The 21,579-nt window shown below is 70.9% G+C and carries 17 protein-coding genes, 1 tRNA gene and 1 pseudogene; 9 read left to right on the top strand and 10 right to left on the bottom strand.

Features of this window, described 5'->3' with window-relative positions:
* Positions 1 to 90: 90 nt before the first annotated feature.
* Together ACOOE8_RS05820 and ACOOE8_RS05815 are read right to left on the bottom strand one after the other, a co-directional pair.
* On the bottom strand, positions 91 to 798 hold the full coding sequence (locus tag ACOOE8_RS05820; protein ID WP_420393899.1) for a hypothetical protein: 708 nt from the start codon (positions 796 to 798) through the stop codon (positions 91 to 93).
* A 167-nt stretch (positions 799 to 965) separates the two neighbouring features.
* Positions 966 to 2,444: a DEAD/DEAH box helicase gene (locus ACOOE8_RS05815; protein ID WP_420393898.1), complete on the bottom strand. Its 1,479-nt coding sequence runs from the start codon at positions 2,442 to 2,444 to the stop codon at positions 966 to 968.
* Between the two features lie 199 nt (positions 2,445 to 2,643).
* Between ACOOE8_RS05815 and ACOOE8_RS05810 the strand changes: the two genes are divergently transcribed.
* The gene (locus ACOOE8_RS05810; RefSeq protein WP_420393897.1) at positions 2,644 to 4,230 is read left to right on the top strand and encodes a gamma-glutamyltransferase family protein; all 1,587 of its coding nucleotides are present in this window, start codon (positions 2,644 to 2,646) and stop codon (positions 4,228 to 4,230) included.
* Between the two features lie 27 nt (positions 4,231 to 4,257).
* On the opposite strand, the gene ACOOE8_RS05805 is transcribed toward ACOOE8_RS05810, so the two are convergent.
* The gene (locus tag ACOOE8_RS05805; protein WP_420393896.1) at positions 4,258 to 4,491 is read right to left on the bottom strand and encodes a hypothetical protein; all 234 of its coding nucleotides are present in this window, start codon (positions 4,489 to 4,491) and stop codon (positions 4,258 to 4,260) included.
* An 89-nt stretch (positions 4,492 to 4,580) separates the two neighbouring features.
* Positions 4,581 to 5,900 (bottom strand): aspartate aminotransferase family protein, encoded by a 1,320-nt coding sequence (locus tag ACOOE8_RS05800; protein WP_420393895.1) that lies wholly within the window; start codon positions 5,898 to 5,900, stop codon positions 4,581 to 4,583.
* Positions 5,901 to 6,214: 314 nt separating this feature from the next.
* Here ACOOE8_RS05800 and ACOOE8_RS05795 point away from each other — a divergent pair.
* Positions 6,215 to 9,472: pseudogene (locus ACOOE8_RS05795) on the top strand (carboxyl transferase domain-containing protein).
* Positions 9,473 to 9,595: 123 nt separating this feature from the next.
* Here ACOOE8_RS05795 and ACOOE8_RS05790 read toward each other — a convergent pair.
* The 4 genes from ACOOE8_RS05790 to ACOOE8_RS05775 form a co-directional block, all read right to left on the bottom strand.
* Positions 9,596 to 9,671 (bottom strand) — tRNA-Lys (locus ACOOE8_RS05790).
* 226 nt (positions 9,672 to 9,897) lie between these two features.
* Positions 9,898 to 10,731, bottom strand: coding sequence for a metal ABC transporter permease (locus ACOOE8_RS05785; protein WP_420394636.1), 834 nt, complete (start codon positions 10,729 to 10,731; stop codon positions 9,898 to 9,900).
* Positions 10,731 to 11,438 (bottom strand): metal ABC transporter ATP-binding protein, encoded by a 708-nt coding sequence (locus ACOOE8_RS05780; RefSeq protein ID WP_420393894.1) that lies wholly within the window; start codon positions 11,436 to 11,438, stop codon positions 10,731 to 10,733. Before ACOOE8_RS05780 ends, ACOOE8_RS05785 begins: the two co-directional genes overlap by 1 nt.
* Before the next feature lie 26 nt (positions 11,439 to 11,464).
* Positions 11,465 to 11,812, bottom strand: a complete 348-nt coding sequence (locus ACOOE8_RS05775) for a transcriptional repressor (protein ID WP_420393893.1) — start codon at positions 11,810 to 11,812, stop codon at positions 11,465 to 11,467.
* Positions 11,813 to 11,985: 173 nt separating this feature from the next.
* Between ACOOE8_RS05775 and ACOOE8_RS05770 the strand changes: the two genes are divergently transcribed.
* Complete coding sequence (locus ACOOE8_RS05770; protein WP_420393892.1) at positions 11,986 to 12,981, top strand: zinc ABC transporter substrate-binding protein; 996 nt, start codon at positions 11,986 to 11,988, stop codon at positions 12,979 to 12,981.
* A 104-nt stretch (positions 12,982 to 13,085) separates the two neighbouring features.
* On the opposite strand, the gene ACOOE8_RS05765 is transcribed toward ACOOE8_RS05770, so the two are convergent.
* Entirely contained in the window at positions 13,086 to 13,796 is a 711-nt protein-coding gene (locus ACOOE8_RS05765) for a response regulator transcription factor (RefSeq protein WP_420393891.1), read from the bottom strand.
* A gap of 149 nt (positions 13,797 to 13,945) precedes the next feature.
* Positions 13,946 to 14,182: a DUF6894 family protein gene (locus ACOOE8_RS05760; protein WP_420393890.1), complete on the bottom strand. Its 237-nt coding sequence runs from the start codon at positions 14,180 to 14,182 to the stop codon at positions 13,946 to 13,948.
* 412 nt (positions 14,183 to 14,594) lie between these two features.
* On the opposite strand from ACOOE8_RS05760, the gene ACOOE8_RS05755 reads away from it, so the two are divergent.
* The 6 genes from ACOOE8_RS05755 to ACOOE8_RS05730 all read left to right on the top strand — a co-directional run bounded on the left by ACOOE8_RS05755 (position 14,595) and on the right by ACOOE8_RS05730 (position 21,571).
* Complete coding sequence (locus ACOOE8_RS05755) at positions 14,595 to 14,852, top strand: hypothetical protein (RefSeq protein ID WP_420393889.1); 258 nt, start codon at positions 14,595 to 14,597, stop codon at positions 14,850 to 14,852.
* A 65-nt stretch (positions 14,853 to 14,917) separates the two neighbouring features.
* Positions 14,918 to 15,154 (top strand): hypothetical protein, encoded by a 237-nt coding sequence (locus tag ACOOE8_RS05750; RefSeq protein ID WP_420393888.1) that lies wholly within the window; start codon positions 14,918 to 14,920, stop codon positions 15,152 to 15,154.
* A gap of 165 nt (positions 15,155 to 15,319) precedes the next feature.
* A complete protein-coding gene (locus ACOOE8_RS05745) occupies positions 15,320 to 17,131 on the top strand; it encodes a type I secretion system permease/ATPase (RefSeq protein ID WP_420394635.1) in 1,812 nt (603 codons plus the stop codon).
* The gene (locus tag ACOOE8_RS05740) at positions 17,128 to 18,483 is read left to right on the top strand and encodes an HlyD family type I secretion periplasmic adaptor subunit (RefSeq protein ID WP_420393887.1); all 1,356 of its coding nucleotides are present in this window, start codon (positions 17,128 to 17,130) and stop codon (positions 18,481 to 18,483) included. Before ACOOE8_RS05745 ends, ACOOE8_RS05740 begins: the two co-directional genes overlap by 4 nt.
* A gap of 627 nt (positions 18,484 to 19,110) precedes the next feature.
* Complete coding sequence (locus tag ACOOE8_RS05735; protein WP_420393886.1) at positions 19,111 to 19,662, top strand: hypothetical protein; 552 nt, start codon at positions 19,111 to 19,113, stop codon at positions 19,660 to 19,662.
* Between the two features lie 145 nt (positions 19,663 to 19,807).
* A complete protein-coding gene (locus ACOOE8_RS05730) occupies positions 19,808 to 21,571 on the top strand; it encodes an NAD(P)-binding domain-containing protein (RefSeq protein ID WP_420393885.1) in 1,764 nt (587 codons plus the stop codon).
* Positions 21,572 to 21,579 lie beyond the last annotated feature (8 nt).

Here is a 21,579-nt window from a genome sequence, read left to right as displayed (position 1 = left end):
TCGCTAAACTTGGAGCGCTCCTGGCGAAGGGCAGGGACGCTGCGCGCGCAGACGCCTGTTTGCGGATCGATGCTGCGCTTGAGCGTGCGATCAGGCGGCGTGTCGCCGCGCGTCGGGCATCGACGCCTCCGACACGATGGGATCCATGCCGGACTGCGCGAGGCGGAGGCAGTCTTCGGCGATGCACACCGCGACGGTCGGGTCGTCGCCGCGACGCAGCGCCGCGATGCCGCATGCGATGCGTATACCCTCCCGGCCCTCCGCTGCGAAGGACCGCTCGAGGGTGTCGCGAACGGCCTCCGCGACCCTGTCGGCTCGGTGTGGCGGGGACACTTCGAGTAGGAGGGCGAGCGTGCACAGCCCCGTGGCGTACGTGGGCCCGACCCTCTCGAGCGCGTCGCGAATGGCGCGATGCGTGCGCGGCAGCTGGCTGACCTCGGTGAATTGACGGGCGTGCAGCGAAACGATCAGGACGGCGGGTGGCGCGCGTCCGGCCCGGCCGCGCATCCACAGCCGTCGAGCATCGCGCATCAGCATCGGCCGCTCGCCGACGAACGGTCCGTCGACCGCGCTGCCCTTCAGCGCGCTCGTCGCCGGCGCCGAACCGTCCCACGCCCGGGGCGGGGTCGATCCTCGCTCGTCCTTGCTCGCTGCAGGGGACGCCTCCTTGGGTGTACGCCGGCTCGGCTCGGTCGGCGAGGTGGTGCGCCCGCCTGGGTCCGTGCCAACGCCTCGGACTGCGCCGAGCGCGACATGGGTCTCGTCCGGACGCGCCTCGACCTCGGCGGACGCCGCCACGGGGCCGACGAGCTCCAGCCGCAGCAGGGGTACCCGGCTGGTCGATGATGGCGGGTTCGGACGGGTATGGGGCACAGGCTCCACTCGGGCTGTCGCGCCAAGGAAGGCATGACGCAGCCCGAACGTCCGTCCTGCCGGTTAACGTCCCGTCGACGCCGGTCCGTCGATCACTCGACGGGCTCGGGCGCCTCGGAGCGATCGGACGCCTTGCGTGGCTCAACCGCGCGCGTCAGGAAGGCCGGCACGTAGGGCGTGTCCTTGAAGGCGACGCGCAAGTCCTCCGGCTCACGGCTGCGCCCGCGTCCACGCTCGCCCTGGGGCTCGCCACCCCGCCCGCCCTCGGATGCGCGAGGCCGCTCGCCTCGGCGCTCGCCCTCGGACCGTTCGGCGCTCGCCTTGGCGCGATGCTCGGCGCTTGTGCGGTCCGGCTCGCGTCGGCGCTGCTCGCGGCGGCCTCGGCGATCGCTGCCACGGCTCTCTGCGGGAGCGTCCTCCGACGGCCCCTTCGAGGGAGCCGCGGCACGCTCCGGCTCATCGAGCCACGTCACGTCATGCTTCAGCATGGCCTCAATGGCTGCCACGAGCTTGCGGTCCTCGGGCGTTGCGATGGTGAAGGCGCTGCCCGAGCGTCCGGCCCGCCCGGTGCGGCCGATGCGGTGGACGTAGTCCTCCGCGTTGTGCGGGACGTCGTAGTTGAAGATGTGACTGACCTTAGGGATGTCGAGCCCGCGGGCGGCGACGTCCGAGGCGACGAGAAGCGTCAGCTTGTTCGTCTTGAAGGCGTCCAGCGTCGCCATGCGGGTGCGCTGGTCGAGGTCGCCGTGCAGCGCACCGGCCGAGAAACCATGCCGCTCCAGCGAGCGGAAGAGCGTGCCGATGTCGCGCTTGCGGTTGCAGAAGATGATGCCGTTGGTGAGCTCGTCCGCCGCGTGCAGCAGACGGCGCAGCGTCTCGCGCTTCTCCTTAGGCAACGCGCCGGACTTCACGAAGCGCTGGGTCACGGTCTCGGCCGCCGAGGACGGCGGGGAGACCGCCACCCGCACGGGGTCGGTGAGGAAGCGGTCGACGAGGCTGACGATCTCCTTCGGCATCGTGGCCGAGAAGAACAACGTCTGGCGTCGCGTCGGCAGCAGCTTGCAGATGCGCTCGATGTCCGGGATGAAGCCCATGTCGAGCATGCGGTCCGCCTCGTCGACGACGAGGATCTCGATCTGCTGCAAGAGGAGCTTGCCGCGCTCGATGTGGTCGAGCAGGCGACCCGGCGTCGCGATGACGACGTCGGCGCCACGATCGATCTTGCGGTTCTGGTCGCCGAAGGACACGCCGCCGATGAGCAGCGCGACTGTCAGCTTGTGGTTGACGCCGTACTTCTCGAAGCTCTCCTCCACCTGGGCGGCGAGCTCGCGGGTCGGCTCGAGGATGAGCGTGCGCGGCATGCGCGCCCTGGCCCGTCCCTTCTCGAGGAGGGACAGCATCGGCAAAACGAACGAGGCGGTCTTGCCCGTCCCGGTCTGCGCGAGGCCGAGCACGTCCTTCTTCTGCAACGCGTGCGGGATCGCCTCCGCCTGGATGGGCGTCGGCTTGGTGTACCCGGCAGCCTCGACGGCGGAAAGCACCTTCGGGCTGAGGCCGAGTTCGTTGAACATCGGGTCAGAAATGGTTTGGTTGTCTCTTGCTTGGCGGCGCGGCGACAATGGGCGCGCGGCGGTCATTCGGCTCGGCCGATCCAACACTGTAGCTAAACAATGAACCGCAGATGTCAATGATCGGAGCGGCACCGCTGAGGCGTGGTGGAAGGCCTCCGCCACCGGTGTTACGACACGACGACGTTGCGATCATGGTGCCATGAACTTCCATCAGCGCAGTCTCTATCCGTCCGCCCGCTCGACGAACTTCGGCCGCGCCGCGGTGGCGGCGTCCGAACCGCTCGCCGCCCAGGCTGGCATCGCCGCGCTGCGGCGCGGGGGCAACGCCGTCGACGCGGCGCTCGCCACCGCCGCCGTGCTCACGGTGACCGAACCGGTGTCGAACGGCCTCGGGTCGGACGCGTTCGCGCTCGTCTGGGACGGGACCGCGCTGCACGGGCTCAACGCCAGCGGGCGCTCGCCGCAGGGCTGGACGGCGAAGCGCTTCTCCGGCCGCACCACGATGCCCCACGAGGGTTGGGACACCGTCACCGTGCCCGGCGCGGTCTCGGCCTGGCGCGCGCTGTCGGACCGGTTCGGGCGGCTGCCGTTCGCCGACCTCCTCGAGGACGCCATCCGCATCGCTCGGGACGGCTACGGAGTCGGGCCCGTTACCGCGGCCTCGTGGGCGAACCAGACCGAGCGGCTGTCGGGGCAGCCGGGCTTCGCGCCGACCTTCATGCCGCGCGGGCACGCGCCGGCGGCCGGGGAGGTGTTCGCCATGCCCGCGGCCGCCGAGGCGCTGGAGCTCATCGCACGGTCCAAGGGCGAGGAGTTCTACACCGGGGCGATCGCGAGGGAGATCGCCGCCCGTGCGCAGGCGGAGGGGGGCGCGATGACCGAGGCGGACCTCGCCGCCCACACCGCCGACTGGGTGGAGCCGCTGGCGATGTCCGCCCACGGGGTGGAAACCCACGAGATCGGTCCGAACGGACAGGGCATCGCCGCGCTCATCGCGCTCGGCATCCTCGACCGGCTCGATCTGCCCGACGATCCGGACGGCGTCGAGGCCATGCACCTCATGATCGAGGCGGTGAAGCTCGCGTTCGCAGACCTTCACGCCCACGTCGCCGATCCAGCGCACATGCAGGTGACGCCGGCCCAGATGCTGGACCCCGCCTACCTCGACGCCCGCACCAAGCTGATCGACCCCGACCGAGCCGGCGAGCCGGAGACCGGGCTGCCGCTCGCCGGCGGTACCGTGATCCTCACGACCGCGGACGCGGACGGGATGATGGTCTCCTTCATCCAGTCCAACTACATGGGCTTCGGCTCCGGCGTCGTCGTCGAGCGCTACGGCATCAGCCTGCAGAACCGCGGCGCCGGGTTCGTCGTCGACCCGGCGAGCCCCAACGTCGTCGGTCCCGGCAAGCGGCCGTTCCACACCATCATCCCGGGGTTCGTTACCCGGGGAGGCGCGCCGTTCATGGCGTTCGGTGTGATGGGTGGGCCGATCCAGCCGCAGGGTCACGCCCAGCTCATTACCCGGATCGCGCGCTATGGGCAGGGGCTGCAGTCGGCCATCGACGCGCCGCGCTTCCGCTTCCTCGCCGGGCGTCGCGTCGCCGTGGAGCGGCACATGCGGCCTGAGACGGTGGAGGGCCTCGTGGCGCGCGGGCACGAGGTCGTGCACGAAGCGCCCAACACGGCGTTCGCGTTCGGCGGGGCCCAGGCCATCGCCCGCTGGGGCGACGTCTACGCGGCCGGCTCGGATCCCCGCAAGGACGGGCACGCGGTCGTCATCTGAGCGCGTGCCCTTGTGGCGTGCGAGCCGTCAGTCCTTGCGGACCTCGTTCCTTCGCGCCTCCTCGATGTCCTCGCGCGGCGTCGGCCGGCCGCCGGCCTCCGCGTCCGCACCGAGGGGAGCGGCCGAGGGGTCGTTGTGGGCGTTCTTGTCGCCCGTCTTACCGGCATCGATCTCCGCGCGCAGCTGGTCGGTGGTGTGGGCGTCCTCGACGTCCTTCGGGTCGTGCTTGGCCTGCGTCCCGGACCTGTCTCCGCTCGACATGAGCTACCTCCATCGTTGCGACGGCGAACGACGCTCCACGCCTCCCGTTCCGCGGGAGGCCAGTTGGTCGCATGGGTCGCACGCGAGGCTCAGGCCGCCGCGGCGAGGCGCGACGGCAGCACCGCGCGGCGGTGCCGCACGACGTCCTCCACGGCGTCGACGAAGCCGTCGAGCTCGGCCTCGCCCAGCGCCACGGACAGCGCGATGAAGCCGCGCCGCGCCACGTAGTAGCCACGCTCGAGGAGGTCGAGGAAGACGAGCTCCTTCGCGCCGTCGTCGGCGGTGGCAAGGTCCGCGGGGGAGTTCACCGGGCTGGCCGTCGCGTGGATCGTCATCAGCGAGCCGATCCCGGTGAGGCTCATGCCGACGTGGTGCTGTTCGAAGACCGCGTTCATCCTCCCGCGGAGCGCCTCGCCGCGGGCGTGCAAAGCCTCCGCGACGTCCGGCGTGAACGCCTCGGCGAGGGCGGCGATGCCGGCGCGCATGGAGAGGACGTTGTTGTTGAAGGTCCCGGCGTGGGGGATCGCGCCTTCGGCGGTCGGGTCGTAGATCGCCATGATGTCCGCCCGTCCGCCGAAGGCGCCGAACGACATCCCGCCGCCGACCCACTTGCCGAGCGTCATGAGGTCCGCCGTCACGCCGGCGAGGGCTCCGCCGCCGTGCCGGCCGAAGCGCGACGTCATGACCTCGTCGAGGATGAGGAGCGCGCCCGCACTCGTCGTCGCCTCGCGAAGCGACGCGAGGAACCCCGGCGCAGCGGGGATGCAGCCGCCGGACCCCATCATGGGCTCGACGAGCACGCAGGCGAGGTCGTCGGCGTGCTCCTCGACGAGCCGGCAGGCCGTGGCGGCGTCGTTGTAGGGCGCGAGGACGAACGGGAAGGGTGCGTTGATGGGGATGCCGCCGCCGCCGAAGTACAACAGCCCGCCGTGGTAGCCGCCGTTGATCACCATGACCTTGCTGCGCCCGGTGACGTGGCGGGCCGTCGACACCGCCATCAGGTTCGCCTCGGTGCCGGAGTTGGTGAAGCGAAGCTGCTCCATCGTGGGGAAGCGTGCGGTGACAAGGGCGGCGAGCTCGGCCTCGGCGACGGTGTGGGCGCCGAGGTTGAGCCCGTCGGCGATCGCCTCCTCCAGCGCCCGCCGGATCACGGGATGGGAGTGGCCGAAGACGCCGGCGGTGTACTCACCGAGGAGGTTGACGAGGCGATGCCCGTCCACGTCGAACAGGTATGGCCCCTCGCCGCGCTCGACCCGCATCGGGAACGGCCCGTGGTAGAGCACCGAGCGCGTGTTGCCGCCGGGCAGGTGCGCGCAGGCTGCCTCGTGCACCGCCTGCGTCCGCGGCCGTGACGCTGCGTAGGTCTGGCGCGCCTCGACGAGCGCCTCGTTCAGCGGGATGTTTCGCATGATCGTCTTGCCTCGCCTTCGGTTCGCCGTCGCCCCAGTGTGCGGGGGATCGCCCGACGAGGGAAGCATGCAGCGCTCGGTTGCCGTCCTGCATCCGGCACCGCTGGCTTTATGAAGCGGGCCGCGACGCCTATGCTTGGGCTGAGGCGTCGCCGGCCGAGCGTTGCCGGGACCGTCGGACAGCAGCTTGAGGGGGCAACGTTGAGCGGGACGCGCGGCATGGCCGGACTGGGCAAGGCGGCCGCTGCGCGACCGGGGCTTGGCAGGGCGGTGCGGCAGCCAGCGCGCTCGTCCGCGGATGTCGAGCTGGCCGCTTGATCACGCGGCTCCTCATCGCCAACCGCGGCGAGATCGCCGTGCGGATTGCCCGCACGGCCGCGGAGGTGGGGATCGGCACCGTCGCCGTGCACTCCGCCGACGACGCATCGAGCCCCCACGTGCGCCGCGCGGACGCGGCGGTCGCGCTTCCGGCCGAGGGTCCGGCGGCCTACCTCGACCTCGATGCGCTCGTGCGGGCGGCGCAGCAGGCGGGCTGCGACGCCGTCCATCCCGGCTACGGCTTCCTGTCGGAGAGCGCGGCGTTCGCCCGGGCCTGCGAGGCCGCCGGGCTCGTCTTCGTCGGCCCTCGGCCATCCTCGCTCGCCCTGTTCGGCGACAAGGTGGCGGCGAAGGCGCGAGCGGAGGCGCTCGGCGTGCCGGTCGTCCCGGGCACGGTCGGTGCGACGAGCCTCGAGGATGCCGACACCTTCCTGCGCGACCTCGGCGACGGCGAGGCGGCGATGGTCAAGGCGGTCGCCGGCGGCGGGGGGCGCGGCATGCGCGTCGTGCGCGGCGCCTCGGAGCTCGAGGCCGCCTGGTCGCGCTGCGCCGCCGAGGCGGACGCCGCCTTTGGCGACCCGTCCCTCACGGTGGAGCGCTTCCTGCCCGACGCGCGGCACGTGGAGGTGCAGGTGCTCGGCGACGGCACCGGTGCCGTCGTCCACCTCGGCGAGCGCGAGTGCACGTTGCAGCGCCGGCACCAGAAGCTGATCGAGGTCGCACCGAGCCCGTCGATCGGCCCTGCGCTGCGCGACCGGCTCACCGGCTGGGCCTGCGCCATGGCCGCGAGCGACACCTATCGCAGCCTCGGCACGTTCGAGTTCCTCCTCGCGCCCGAGCCGGCCTTCATCGAGGCGAACCCGCGCATCCAGGTGGAGCACACGGTGACCGAGGAGGTGTTCGGGCTCGACCTCGTGCGGCTGCAGCTCGTGATCGCCACGGGTGCCAGCCTCGCCGACCTCGGACTGTCCCAGGACAGGATCGGCAGGCTGCGCGGCACCGCGCTGCAGGCCCGCGTCGCCATGGAGCGGATGGACGCGTCGGGGGAGGCGCGCTCGGCGGTCCGCCCGATCACCCGCTACGAGGCGCCGTCCGGTCCCGGCGTGCGCGTCGACGGCTACGCGGGTGCCGGCACCGATCCGTCGCCGCGCTTCGACAGCCTCCTCGCCAAGGTCGTCGTGCGCAGCGAGGACGGCTACGCCGCCGCCGTCGCCAAGGCCGAGCGGGCGCTCGGCGAGTTCGTCGTCGAGGGTCCGGGGACCAACATCGCTTGGCTGCGAGCGCTCCTCGCGCGACCCGAGGTCGGCGCCAACGCGATCACCACGGGCTTCGTCGAGGCCCATGCCGCCGAGCTCGCCATGGCCGCCGAGGCGCTGGCCCCCTTGCCCGAGGCCGAGCGGCGCGAGGCCGCATCCATCGACGCCGGGCCCGGCGATGCCGGCACCGTCCGCGCGCCGATGCAGGCGACGCTGGTCACCGTGGACGTTGCCGTCGGCGACGTGGTGGGCGCCGGTCGTCAAGTCGCCGTGCTGGAGGCGATGAAGATGCAGCACGTGGTGTCAGCGCCGACGGCGGGCACCGTTCTTGCCGTCCTCGCCCGCGTGGGAGAGGCGCTGCGCGAAGGGAGCGCCGATCCTGACGCTGGAGCCCGCCGAGCACGCCGAGGCGGAGGCGGACGCCACTGAGGAGGCCGACCTCGAGGCCATCCGTCCGGACCTTGCGGAGGTGTTCGCCCGCGCCGCGGTCGGGCTCGACGAGGGCCGCCCCGAGGCGGTGGCGCGGCGCCACGCGAGGGGCCAACGCACGGCGCGGGAGAACCTTGCCGACCTCATCGACCCGGGCAGCTTCGTGGAGTACGGCGCGTTCGCCGTCGCGGCGCAGCGGGCGCGGCGGACGATGGACGACCTCGTCGCCAACACCTCCGGCGACGGCATCGTGACCGGGACGGGGACGGTGAACGCCGCGCTGTTCGGGCCTGAGCGAGCGCAGTGCGCGCTCGCGCTCTACGACTACATGGTGCTCGCCGGCACCCAGGGGCAGCGCAACCACCGCAAGACGGACCGCATCTTCGGCCTCGCCGGCGACCTGTCGCTCCCCGTCATCCTGTTCGCCGAGGGTGGCGGCGGGCGTCCTGGCGAGACGGAGCGGGTGTCCATCGCGGGGCTCGACAACCCGACCTTCGGCCGGTTCGCGGCGCTGTCCGGGAAGGTCCCGCTGGTCGGCGTCGTCTCTGGGCGGTGCTTCGCGGGCAACGCGGCGCTCGCGGCTGCTGCGACGTCATCATCGCGGACGAGGGCGCAAGCATCGGCATGGCCGGGCCCGCCATGATCGAGGGCGGCGGGCTCGGTGCGTACGCCGCGGAGGAGGTCGGGCCGACGGCGGTCCAGTCGCCCAACGGCGTCGTCGACGTGCGCGTGGCGGACGAGCGGGAGGCGTGCCGGGCGGCCAGACAGTACCTCGGCTACTTCCAAGGCCGCCTCGCCACCTGGAGCGAGCCGGACCAGCGCATCCTGCGGCAGGCGATCCCGGAGAACCGGCTGCGCAGCCACGAGGTGCGCACCGTCATCGCGGCGCTGGCGGACGAGGGCTCGGTGCTGGAGCTGCGCCGTGAGTTCGGCATCGGCATGGTGACGGCGCTGGTGCGGATCGAGGGGCGCCCGTTCGGCCTCATCGCCAACAACTCGCGGCACCTCGGCGGGGCCATCGACGCCCCCGCGGCGGACAAGGCGGCGCGCTTCATGCAGCTATGCGACGCGTTCGGCCTGCCCCTCGTCTCGCTGGTCGACACGCCGGGCTTCATGGTGGGTCCCGAGGCGGAGCGCACCGGCCTGGTGCGGCACGTGTGCCGCATGTTCGTCACCGGCGCGGCGCTCACGGTGCCGATGTTCGGCGTCGTGCTGCGCAAGGGGTACGGGCTCGGCGCCATGGCCATGCTGGGCGGCAGCTTCCACAGGGCGGCGTTCACCGTGAGCTGGCCGACGGGCGAGTTCGGCGGCATGGGCCTCGAGGGCGCAGTGCGGCTCGGCTACCGCCGCGAGCTCGACGCGGAGGCCGACCCCGCCGCGCGCGAGGGGCTCTACGAGCGCCTTCTGGGTGAGCTCTACGCCAAGGGCAAGGCGGTGAGCTACGCCTCTGGCCTCGAGATCGACGCGGTGATCGACCCGGTGGAGACCCGCCGGATGATCGTGGCCGGCGCGCGTGCAGCGGGCGAGCCTCGTCGGGGCGAGCGTCGAGGGTTCATCGACACCTGGTGAGCTCGCGCCCGTCGGACCGTTGTTGCATCGGTCGAACTAAGGCACCGTGTGCTGATGCATCAACCGCACGCGACCATGGCTCTGTAGCATCAGAGGTCGCATTCGATAAGGATCTCAAGGCTGTGGTACGCCCGGTGGGACTCGAACCCACGACCTGCCGATTAAAAGTCGGATGCTCTACCAGCTGAGCTACAGGCGCCTACCCGAGGGGCGTAGCCCGGACGGCCGGCAAGCTCAACCGCCCCGCTCGCCGTCGGCGCCCGGGTCCCAACGGGACCACGACACGGACAGGGTCCAGCTCGGAGCGGGGACACTCCCGGGGCCCTGTCAGTCGCGGACGATGGACGCTTCACCAAGCGCAAGGCCGAGCGGGAGGCATACCGGAGGGGCGCGGCTCATCTCGAGCGGGGTCGTGATCGACGACATCATCTGTGTCTCGGGTCCGCCGCGTTCGACGAACTTGCCTCGACGGCTCGGCGGATGGCCCCGATGATCATCGTCGCCGCGCATAACGTCGATGCCGTGACCACGATCGTCGGCCCTGTCGGCGTGTCGAAGTGGAAGGACCCCCAGAGGCCACCGAGCGCGGCGATGGCTCCGAAGAGTGCGGCGAGGACGGCCATGGCTTCAGGCGTGCGCGAGAGGGGGCGGGCGGCGGCGGCAGGGATGATCAGCATCGAGGCGATGAGGATCGCGCCGACCACCTTGATGGCGACGGCCACCGTGATGGCGAGCGCCAAGGTCAGCACGAGCTGTTCGCGTCCGGCATCGATGCCGCTCGCCCCGGCAAGGTCTGGATTGAGGGTGGACGTGAGAAGCGCCGACCAGCGCCACGCAAGAAGGCCGACGACGAGCGCCGCGCCGCCATAGATCACAGCCAAGTCGGTGCGCTTCACCGCCAGGATGTCGCCGAAGAGGTAGGCGACGAGGTCCATCCTGACGCCGACGAGGAACGAGACGGCGACGAGCCCCGCGGCGAGCGCGGTGTGGGCAAGAACACCCAGCATCGTGTCCATTGCGACGCCCCGGCCGGAAAGCCCCGAGACCGTCGCGGCCATCAGGAGCGACACCGCGACGACGCCCACGAACAGCGAGATGTTGAGCGCGAGCGCGAGCGCCACGCCGAGGATGGCGGCGTGGGCCGTGGCGTCGCCGAAGTAGGCCATGCGGCGCCACACCACGAAGCAGCCGAGGGGCCCTGCGGCAAGCGCGACGCCGACGCCGGCCAGCGCAGCCCGCGTCAGGAAGTCGTCGAGCATCACGAACAGTCTTCGTGCGGACCGTGGAGGTGATGGGCGTGGTCGTGGTGGCGGTAGAGCGCGAGCGCGCCCTCGGTGCCTTCGCCGAAGAGGCTGCGATAGGCGGGCGCGCTCGCGACATGCTCCGGCGCGCCCTCGCAACAGACGCTGCCGGAGGCGAGGCAGACCACGCGGTCGGACGCGGCCATCACCACGTGAAGGTCATGGCTGACCATCAGGACGGCGCAGCCGGTTTCCCCGCGCACGGCATCGATCAGCTTGTAGAATGCGGCAGCCCCCGTCTGATCGAGCCCCTGGGTGGGCTCGTCGAGCATCAGAATGTCCGGTCGGGCGACCAGCGCCCTTGCCAACAGCGCGCGCTGAAACTCTCCCCCCGACAGCGCGGCCATGGGCCGGCGCTCGAAGCCCGGCAACCCGACGCGCGACAGCACAGCCTCCCGGTCGGCACGGCGCGCTCGATGCGGCAGGTTGAGGAACCGGCAGACGCTCATGGGCATGGTAGGGTCGAGCGCCAGACGTTGCGGCAGATAGCCGACGACGAGACCGTCCCTGCGCGTGACCGTACCGCGGCGGGGGACGAGCATCCCGAGGAGCGTTCGCAAAAGCGTCGACTTGCCGGAGCCGTTGGGGCCGATGACGGTGACGATCTCGTTCTGCTCGATCGCGATCTCAACGCCCTGGAGCACGGTTCGCGCGCCGAGCGTCACCGAAAGCTCAGTGCCGCGCAGGAGCGTCACGCGTCGGTCCTGGAGCATTGCGCGCACACACCTTCCGCTTCGAGCACGGTGTTCTCGATGATGAAGCCCGCCTCGCGGGCAGCACGCCCGAACGCGCCCTTCTTCGGCTCGACGCAGATTTCGTCCACCTGCCCGCACCCGCGGCAAATCAGGAACGCCGCGCCGTGGCTCTCCAGGGGGTGGCGACACGCCAGAAACGTCTTCGTGTCCCGGAGCTTGTGGACGAACCCCTGCTCGATGAGAAAGTCGAGCGCGCGGTAGGCCACGGGCGGCTGCGCAGCGAAGCCGAGGGCGGTGAGACGATGCAAGACATCGTAGGCACCGAGCGGCCGCTCAGCCTCCAACAAGATCTTGAGCGTGTGCCGACGGCGCAGCGTCAGGCGCTGGCCGCGGGCAGCGCACAGCCGCTCGGCCGCTTCGAGCGCGCGCTCGGTTGATGGGGCTGGTTCCGTTCGACGATACATTATAACGTCACAATATGCCGTCGTCGGCGCTCGTTCAAGCGAAGGTGCGAACCATGAAGCCCCATCTCCTTGCCACTGCCCTCGTGTCAGCGGTGGCAGCGCCCGCTCTTGCAGCCCCGCAGGTCGCGGTGGACATCTTGCCCGTCCACTCCCTGGTGTCGCGCGTGATGGAGGGCGTTGGCGAGCCGACCCTCGTCGTCCCGCCCGGCGCCTCGCCGCACGGATACGCCATGCGGCCATCGGAAGCCGCCGCCATGCAGGACGCCGACATTGTGTTCTGGATCGGCGAGGAGCTGAGCCCCGCCTTCGCCCGCACCATCGGCTCTTTGGCGGGTGATGCTCAGACCGTCGCGCTTCTGGAGCTGCCGAACACCATTCGCCTGGAGTCCCGCGGGGGCGCGACCTTCGAAGCCGATGACCACGGCGACGGACTTGGCCCTGGGGACGACGCGGCCGACGCCGACGACGATCACGAAGACGCTGCCGCGCACGACGATCATGGCCACGATGACGCGCACGCCCACCACGGCGTGGATCCCCATGCTTGGCTCGATCCGGAGAATGCAAAGATCTGGGTGGACGCCATCGCAGCCGCGCTGTCGCAGGTCGACCCGGACAACGCGTCCACCTACTACGGCAACGCCGCCTCGGCGAAGGGGGAACTCGACACGCTGATCGCAGAGGTGTCGGAGACGGTCGAGCCGGTGCGCGGCCAGAGCTTCGTGGTCTTCCACGACGCCTACCACTACTTCGAAGCGCGCTTCGACGTCGAGGCGACCGGTGCCATCTCGCTCGGCGATGCGGCGCAGCCGAGCCCGGCACGGATCGCCGAGGTCAAGGCGATCATCGCAGACACCGATGCCGCCTGCGTCTTCTCGGAGCCCCAGTTCGAACCGCGCCTCGTCGACGCCGTCATCGAAGGCACCGATGCGAGCAAAGGCGCCCTCGACCCGTTGGGGGCGGACATCCGCCCGGGTCCGGACTTTTATCCGACGCTGATCAGGACCATCGCGGACAACCTCGCCGGCTGCCTTCGCCCGGCAAGCTGACGCAGGCGGGCCGAGTGGCGGCGCGGGCAGTGTGCCCCTCCGCCGTCGCCGCCGCGGCGCACTGCCGGCCTTCGCGCTGCGCGACCGCACGGTGGCGCGGCGCGTCAGGACGCCTGGTCGACGGGGGAACGGAACAGGAGCGCGGCCTCGATGCGGGTGCGCACGTGCAGCTTCGACAGGATCCGGCGCACGTGCATCTTGGCGGTGTTCTCGGAGATGCTGAGGCTGCGGGCGATCTGCTTGTTCGACTGCGCATTGCAGATCTGGTTCAGCACCTGCTGCTCGCGAGCGGTCAGCAGCACGGCGATGTTTGCCGCAGCGCCATCGAAGGCAGGGTCACTCGCTGGTGCGCTGTGGTGTCGAGGGCCGTGCGGTCGGACGCCGTCGAGCAGCGAGGTCGTGTAGTACGTCCCGCCGGCGAGCAGCAGCTGAAGGGCGGGGATGACGATCTCGATGGGCGTCGTCGTCGAGCAGATGACGCCCTTGATGCCCGCTCGCAGCGTCCAAGCGAAGTCGGTCTCGTCGGTCTCGCAGATGAGGGCAACCGGGGTGTCGGGGACGGCGTCGACGACCTTGCGCAGCGCCTCGGACTGCTGCTCGATCCCGGCCGTCCCGGCAACTCCCACGACGACGAGCCGTACGTTGCGGCCGTCGGCGTTGTCGACCTCGTCGTGGCCGGCGAACTCCAGCACGTCGAACTGGTCGAACTGCGCCTCGAGGACGCTTCGCATCAAGGACCGGAGCAACGCTCCGCGTTCGATCACGACGAGGACGGGCCGTTCGAACAGCGCCCGCTGATCCACCTCTCTCGACATGCGAAACTCCGGCTACAGGCTTGCCATGCCTGCGCTTGTGATAGCTTTAGCCACCCTGCTTGAGGATGTCGGCGAGCGATTGCGGGTTCCGGTCGGCGGTGTCCTCGGTCTTTTCCTCCATGCTGTGTTTTGCCAACTCCGAGTGACCGTCATCGTTGCGGCTTTTTCTGGGTAAGCGGCACGTTCGCTACCCGTCTGCCGTGTGCATCTTCGATTTCGATGCTCCAGGTTGTCCACTCGCGAAGGACATCTGGCTCGCGGCGCAGGATGTCTCCGACAACCTCCGCCGCCGTCTGTCCGGCCGCGGCATCGCTCGGCAACTCAACGCCATCGCGATCGCGATGGGCGCTGTGCTGCGAGACAAGGTGAAAGAAGTATTTCGGCACGGGGCCCACCACTACAACCCGGGGTTGATGTAAGGGTTGATGATCACAGATTGTACCTCGCCGGAGCCTGCGTGCCGACCGGCCTTGCGGGGCAGCCCATCAGGATGCTGGCGGAGGGTGGCCGCGTGCCGATGGCTCCGATCGGGGGTGTCGGGCTCGCCCCGCCGCGCGGCGGACGGGTCCGATGGGACGCCCCTCGCTGGGGTGTCTACGCTCGTGTCCCCATGCCGACGTGCACCGGAAGTGATGACGTCACATCCGGCGGGGCGACCCCGACGGCGTGGCCGCGTGCAGGGGGCTGCCCCCATCCTGGCAATATCGGGCCCGAGGATTCGCCGTCAGCTTGCAGGGGCAGCGTCGGGGTCGGCGAGCGATGCCGGCGGCTGCGTGGCACCGAAAGGAAGGACTGACGATGAACACGAACTTCTCATACATTCCCCAGGGGAACGTGAATCACAGCGACCACGACTCCCCGGCCGCCGCCATGGCGAGCGGAGGCGGGGACCAGGTCGTGGGCGGCCTGATCGCGGCGAACCTGCTCAACCCGCAAACCGCGACCGCGGCCGGCGTGAACCTGTCGCCGGTGACCCAGGCCAACGTCGGGTCGGACATCGACGCGCTCTTCGATGCGGACGCCGAGCTGTTGAGCCCATCCGACATCATGGCCTGAACGGCCCGTTCAGCTACCCGCAGCGGCATGCCCGCCGTTGAGGGTGCAACCCTAAGGAGCGGACCATGAATGCCATCCAGACGCTGATGGAACAGGCCAACTGGAACGTCAGCGACAACGACGCGTCGGCTGGCTCGCAGGCCGATTCCGGCGGCAACGACGTGGCGGCCGGGCTGATCGCGGTCAACGCCGCGAACCTTGCCACGGCAACGTCCACTGCCGTGAACGCATCGCCGATCACCCAGATCAACCTGGGCCTCGACCTCGACTCGATCATCGATAGCGACGCGGACGTCCTCTGACCTGCAGGCCGGGAGCAGATCCCGGCCTGACCTCGACCGCGAGGGGCTTGGCGATCCAATGCCAGGGGCCCTCCGGTCGAGCGAGGCCTCCGTCGCGTCGCGCGCCGCGGCGTCCCTCGAAAACGTGCGCCGACCCATGGACCAGGAACCCGACCCGTGCCCGCCATGCTGACCCAAGACAGGTTCGACCGGCGACGGTGCCCCACCGAGCTGCAACGGGCGCTCAGCGCCTGCCGCGGCACGTTCGGCCTCGTCTTCGCCTACAGCTGCGGCTACAACCTGCTTCTGCTCGCACCGCCGCTCTTCCTCCTGCAGATCTACGATCGAGTGCTGCCGAGCCGCAGCGTCGACACGCTCGTCATGCTGACGGGCATCATCGCCGCGGCGGTGCTCGTCGACGCCGCTTTGGACTCGCTGCGGCGCGGGATCATGGCCCGCCTCGGACTGTGGCTCGAGGATCGCCTGCGCCCCTCGGCGCTCAGCGCGACCTTCGCCTACGCCGAGCGAAGGGACCGCAACGTCGCCGCCGAGACCTACCGCGACCTGACGGCGCTGCGTCAGTTCATCGGGTCGCCGGGATGCCTGTCCCTGTTCGACCTGCCCTGGGCGATCGTCTTCGTCGGCCTCCTCTTCCTCGTCGATCCGCTGCTCGGCGGCATCGCGGCGACCGGCGTCCTGGTGATGGTCGCCAGCGCGCTCGGCGGTGAGCTCCTGACCAGGGATGCGATCAACCGTGCCCAAGTCGCCGAGGCGCGGGTCCAGCAACGATTGAGTGCCGCGGTGGGCAACCTGCAGGCGATCCGCGCCATGGGCATGCTCGACGGCGTCGCGCGATCCATCGGCGGCCACCAGTTGGCGGCGCGCGCCGCGCAGGGGTCGGCGCTACGGCGCGGCGAGGCGTTCCAGGCGCTCTCGCGGGCAACGCGCTCCCTCGCTCAGGTCCTCATCATGGGCGCTGCCGCGTGGCTGGTTTTGAGGGACCACCTCAACCCCGGCATCATCTTCGTCGCCTCGCTCCTCTTGGGGCGTGGTCTCGGGCCGATCGAGGGGGCGATCGTCGGCTGGAAGGCGCTCGGCTCGGTGCGGCTCGCCCACGACCGGCTGACGGAGGTCCTGTCGACGGGCGGCCGGACCGCCGAGCCTCAGGTCCCTCCGACCGGCGTCCCGCGGGGCGAGCTGCGCGTGCGCAACATGACCTACGTGCCGCAGGGCACGACAAGCCTGGTGCTGCAGGGGGTGTCGCTGACGCTCAGTCCGGGCGAGTGCCTGTGCATCGTCGGGCCTACCGGGTCGGGGAAGACCACGTTGGGGCGCGTCATCGCCGGGACGCTGGCGCCCACCGTGGGCCGCGTGCAGCTCGACGACATCGACGTCGGCACCTGGGTCGGCGGCAGCGGCGCCCGTCACCTCGGCTACCTGCCGCCCGAGCCTGAACTGTTCGAGGGCACGATCGCGGAGAACATCGCCCGCCTCGGACCCATCGACATGGCGGCCGTCACGGCGGCGGCCAAGCTCGTCGGCGTACATGCGGCCATCATGCAGCTCGCCGCAGGGTACGACACGGAGCTCAGCACGATCACCGCGCTCCCCGGGGGGCACCGGCAACGGATCGCGCTGGCGCGTGCCTTCTTCGGCCGCCCCCAGCTCGTCGTGCTCGACGAGCCCTACCTGCACCTCGACGACTGCGGCGAGCGGGCGCTCCTCCATGCGGTGGCCGTGGCGAAGGCCGGCGGCACCGTCGTCGTCCTCATCGCGCACCGCGTCGCGTGCCTCACCGTCGCCGACAAGGTGGCGGTGCTGCAAGGGGGCACGCTCGCTCGGTTCGGGCCGACGCAGGAGATCTACGAGAAGCGTGTCACGGCCGCGGAGGCTTCGCCGCCGACGCTCGATCAAGGTCGGAGTGCGGTTATGGCGGACGCGGCCCCAACCCGCCCGCAGGGCAGCGCGTCGCCCGTGTCACCGGAGGGACGCCCATGAGCATGATGGGGATCGCTCGCTCGCCGGGCGACGACGGAGCGGCACCAGCGGGAGCCCCCGCATCGCCCGCGGCTCGGCTGCGCGGCCTCACGCGGCTCGGCAACATCATGGTCCTCGTCTTCATCGTCGGCCTTGGGGGCTGGGCCGCTTTCGCCCCGCTCGAGAGCGCTGCCATCGCCGCCGGCGTGATCGAGGCCGAGACCAAGCGCAAGAGCGTGCAGCACTACGAAGGCGGCATCGTCCGCGACATCCTCGTTCGCGACGGCGACGTGGTGCAGGCCGGGCAGACGCTCATCCGGCTGGACGACACGAAGGTGCGGACCAAGGCCGACCTCCTCCAGGCGCAGCTCTGGAACACCCGTGCGCGGGAGGCCCGGCTGAACGCCGAGCTCGGCGGCGGAGCCACGTTGGTCTTCCCGGACCGATTGGCCGCTGCTGCCGGCGTGGACCGCTCCGTCGCGGCCCTGCTCGCCGGACAAAGGGCCGTCTTCGACACGGGACGTGCGGTCGCGGAGGCGGAGGACGAGATCACCGCGGAGCGGATCGCCCAGCTCGTCCAGGAGATCGTCGGGCTCGAGGCGCAAAGGGGCGCGGCCGAGGACAGGCTCGCGCTCGCGCAGCGCGAGATCGCGGACGTCGAGCGCCTGGTCGATCGCGGCCTCGCCCCCCGCCCACGGCTCCTCGCGTTGCAGCGGGAGGAGGTCGAAGTCGTCGGCCGCCGCGCCGAGGCCTTGGCGCGGATCGCACGGACCCGTCAGGCGATTGCCGAGGCCAAGGCCGACCTCCTGAAGCTGCAGCGCGACCGTCAGAAGGAGACGACCCAGGCGCTCGTCGACGCGCAGAACAGGGCGCTGCAACTCGCCGAGATGCTGGAGGTGGCGCGGGACGAGCTCGCCCGACTCGAGGTGAGGGCACCGGAGGACGGCGTCGTGACGGACCTCCGCGTTCGCACGCCGGGCGGCACCATCAGCCCCGGCGCACCGCTGCTGGACGTCACACCGCGCGATGACCGTCCCGTCGTGCGGGCGCGCCTCCGACCCGAGGACATCGACGTGGTCAGGCATGGGCTTCCGGCCGAGGTGCACCTCGTGGCCTACAACCATCGTCGGGCGCGGCCGCTCCACGGCATCGTCACGCACCTGTCGGCCGACGGCCTCACCGATCCTCGCACCGGCGAGATGTACTACGCGATGACGGTCGCCATCCGTGACGACCTTGCCGGACGCGGCGACATCGAGGTCCTGCTCGGCATGCCAGTGCAGATCTTCGTCAAGACGGGCGAGACGACCGTCGCGCTCTACGCGTTCGCTCCGCTCCTCGACTCGCTCAACCGCGCGTTCCGGGAGGACTGAATTGCAAACGTCCGTAAGCGGCGGCGGCGACCGCCCATCCTGCGACCAACGAGGACCTTCCTGATGAGCCTCTGGGACCGGCTGCAAGGCAGACCGCACGACGGGACAGGTCCAGGCCAACTCCCGACGAGCGCGACCGATCGGGACGGCGGCGCCCGCCAGGGCGCGGCCGGGAACGGCGCGTCGTGGCCGGCCCCGAACGGGACCTCGGGCGCCTCGACCGACGCGGCAACCGCTGACCCCTCACCGCCGCCCGTCTCGGCCGACGCCGATGCGGCGCGCGCCAAACCAGTCTTCGATGAGCCTGCCGGGGAGGCAGCGCCGCCGGTCGGGAACCAGACGCTGCCGTCGGCCGGCGTGCGAGTTGAGGTCGCGTCGAAGCCACATGCGGGCAAGGGGCTGCCGTCCGCGCCCGAGCGCGCGGCCTCGAGCCCCGAGGTTGGCACGACGACGGGACCGCCGACCGATGCGGACGCGGATAGCAAGGCTCCGGCGATCCCGCCGACCCCGCACGGCGCAGCATTCGGACCAGCCGCACGCTTATCCGATCCCCCTCCCATCGTGCCGGAAGTTGCTGCGTGGGCTGGGATCGCCGACGCGGACCAAGGCCAACTCAACGCCGCGATCGTGGACAACGACAGCGTCGCCGTCGCGCTCGCGATCACCATCATCGACGAGATCACCAACAGCGTGGTCGTCGTCGGCGGCAACACGGCGCATGCGACGGCGCTCAACGTCGCCCCCACCGAGCAGACCAACAACGTTACGGCAACAGGCGACGCGGAGGGTGCCGGCGTCCAGACCAACATCAGCGTGAGCGACAACGACGCCAGCGCGAAGGCCATCGCTGCGACCTTCATCAACGTGGCCCACGACAGCGTCATCGTGTTCGCCGACAACGTGGCCTCGGCCGGGGCGGTCAACCTGTCCCCCGTGGTCCAGTCGAACACCTTCGTTGCCGCACTCGATGACGCGAGCGGCGGCGGCTTGGGCGACCTCTACGACGCGCAAGCTCCGACCGTGCCCGACGTGCCCCCTGCCATCGCCGCGCTGCTCGGCCTGGGCGTCGCCGGTCCCCAAGGTGTCAGCGACACCCCCGTCGTCGTCCCCCTCGAGCTCAGCCAAGCCCTCAGCGATTGGCTGGGTGATGACGGAGCGGAGCTGCCGCTCGCCGGCTAATGCGGATCGTGCCCCAGCGACAACCCGCGGGCGCGGCTTGGGAGCTGCTCGAGCGCGTCTTGCTGGGTGGCCGCGCTTGGTGGTGCGTCGCAGTCGGGTCTACTCTTGCGTCCCGGCCCTGCCGACCCAGCGAGTGGAGGACGCGATGTTCCACGAACCCAACGAGACGGCCGCGGGGTGGCTGTCGTCGTTCAACGCGGCGCTCGCCAAGGGCGACCCGGCTGGGCTGGCGCGGCTGTTCGAGGCGGACGGGTGCTGGCGGAACCTCAGTGGGATCTCGTGGCCGCTCGTGACGTTCTGCGGCGCGGAGACGATCGCCCGCGAACTTCTCGTGCGGGCGCGCGAGGCGGCCGCCGGTGACCTCGCCATCGACGAGGCGAAGCTCGCGCCGCGGGCGAACACCGTCGCCGGCCGGACGGTCGTGGAGTTCGCGGTGCGCTTCGAGAGCCGGCAGGGGCCGGGCGAGGGCATCGCGCGCCTGGTCGCCGGCGACGCGCCGAGGGCGTGGACGCTGTCCACCGGGCTCGACATGGACCGCAGGCTCCGCCGGGCGGAGGACGCCGCACCGCAGTCCCACCAGCGCGACTTCACCGAGGTGGACTGGCCGCGGGCGCGCCGTCGCGCGGCGCAGTTCGAGGATCGCGAGCCCGACGTCCTCGTCGTCGGCGGTGGCCACGCGGGCATCACGGTGGCCGCCGAGGTGCAGCGCCTGGGCTTCGAGGCGCTCGTCGTCGACCGCGAGCGGCGCATCGGCGACAACTGGCGGCTGCGCTACAGCGGGCTGAAGCTGCACAACAAGACGCCCGTCAACCACATGCGCTACATGCCGTTCCCGGCGACGTTCCCGCAGTACATCGCGAAGGACAAGGTCGCGAACTGGCTCGAGGCTTACGTGGACAGCCTCGACATCGCGTTCTGGACCGAGACGAGCTTCGAGGGGGCGACCTACGACGACGCCGCCGACGGGTGGACCGCGCGGCTGCGGCGCGCCGACGGCACGGCCCGCACGTTGCAGCCCAGGCACATCGTCATGGCGACGAGCGTCTCTGGGACGCCGAACATCCCACGGATCCCCACGATCGAGGAGTTCGACGGTCCGGTGCTCCACTCCAGCGCGTTCGCCGCCGGACGGGACTGGAGTGGCAGGAACGTCGTGGTGATGGGCACCGGCACCAGCTCCCACGACATCGCCCAGGAACTCCACGCCAACGGCGCGACCGTGACGATGGTGCAGCGCAGCCCCACGCTCGTGGTCAACGTCGAGCCCGCGCAGCGCTACGACGGGATCTACTGGGGCGACGGGCCGGACATCAGCGTGCGCGATCTCCTCAACGTGTCCGTCCCGTTCCCCGTCGTGCGTCCGATCCACAAGCGCATCACGGACGAGGTGCGCGCACTGGACGCCGACCTCTTGGGACGCTTGGAGAAGGTCGGCTTCAAGCTCGACTTCGGCGAGGACGGCACCGGCTGGCCACTGAAGTTCCGCCAGCGCGGCGGCGGGTACTACTTCAACGTCGGCTGCTCCGACCTCATCGCCGACGGTGGGATCGCCCTCGTCCAGGCGAGCGACGTCGAGACCTTCGAGAGCCACGGCCTGCGGCTGTCCGACGGCCGCGCCGTGCCGGCCGACCTCGTGGTGCTTGCCACCGGCTACAAGGGGCCGGCCCACCTCCTCGGCGAGCTCTTCGGCGAGGAGGTCGCCCGCAGGGTGGGTCCGGTGTGGGGGATCGACCCGGTGAGCCAGGAGCTCGCCAACATGTGGACGCGCACGCCCCAGCCGGGGTTGTGGTTCACCGGAGGATCGTTCTCCCAGGCGCGGATCTACTCGCGCTACATCGCGCTGCAGATCGAGGCGATCGAGGCCGGCGCCCTTGCCAAGGCGCAGGAGCGCGCGCTCGAGCCCGCCTGACAACCCGA

Origin of the sequence: Acuticoccus sp. (assembly GCF_965213555.1) — a bacterium.
Lineage (GTDB): Bacteria > Pseudomonadota > Alphaproteobacteria > Rhizobiales > Amorphaceae > Acuticoccus.
This window is presented reverse-complemented; position numbering and strand designations above follow the sequence as displayed.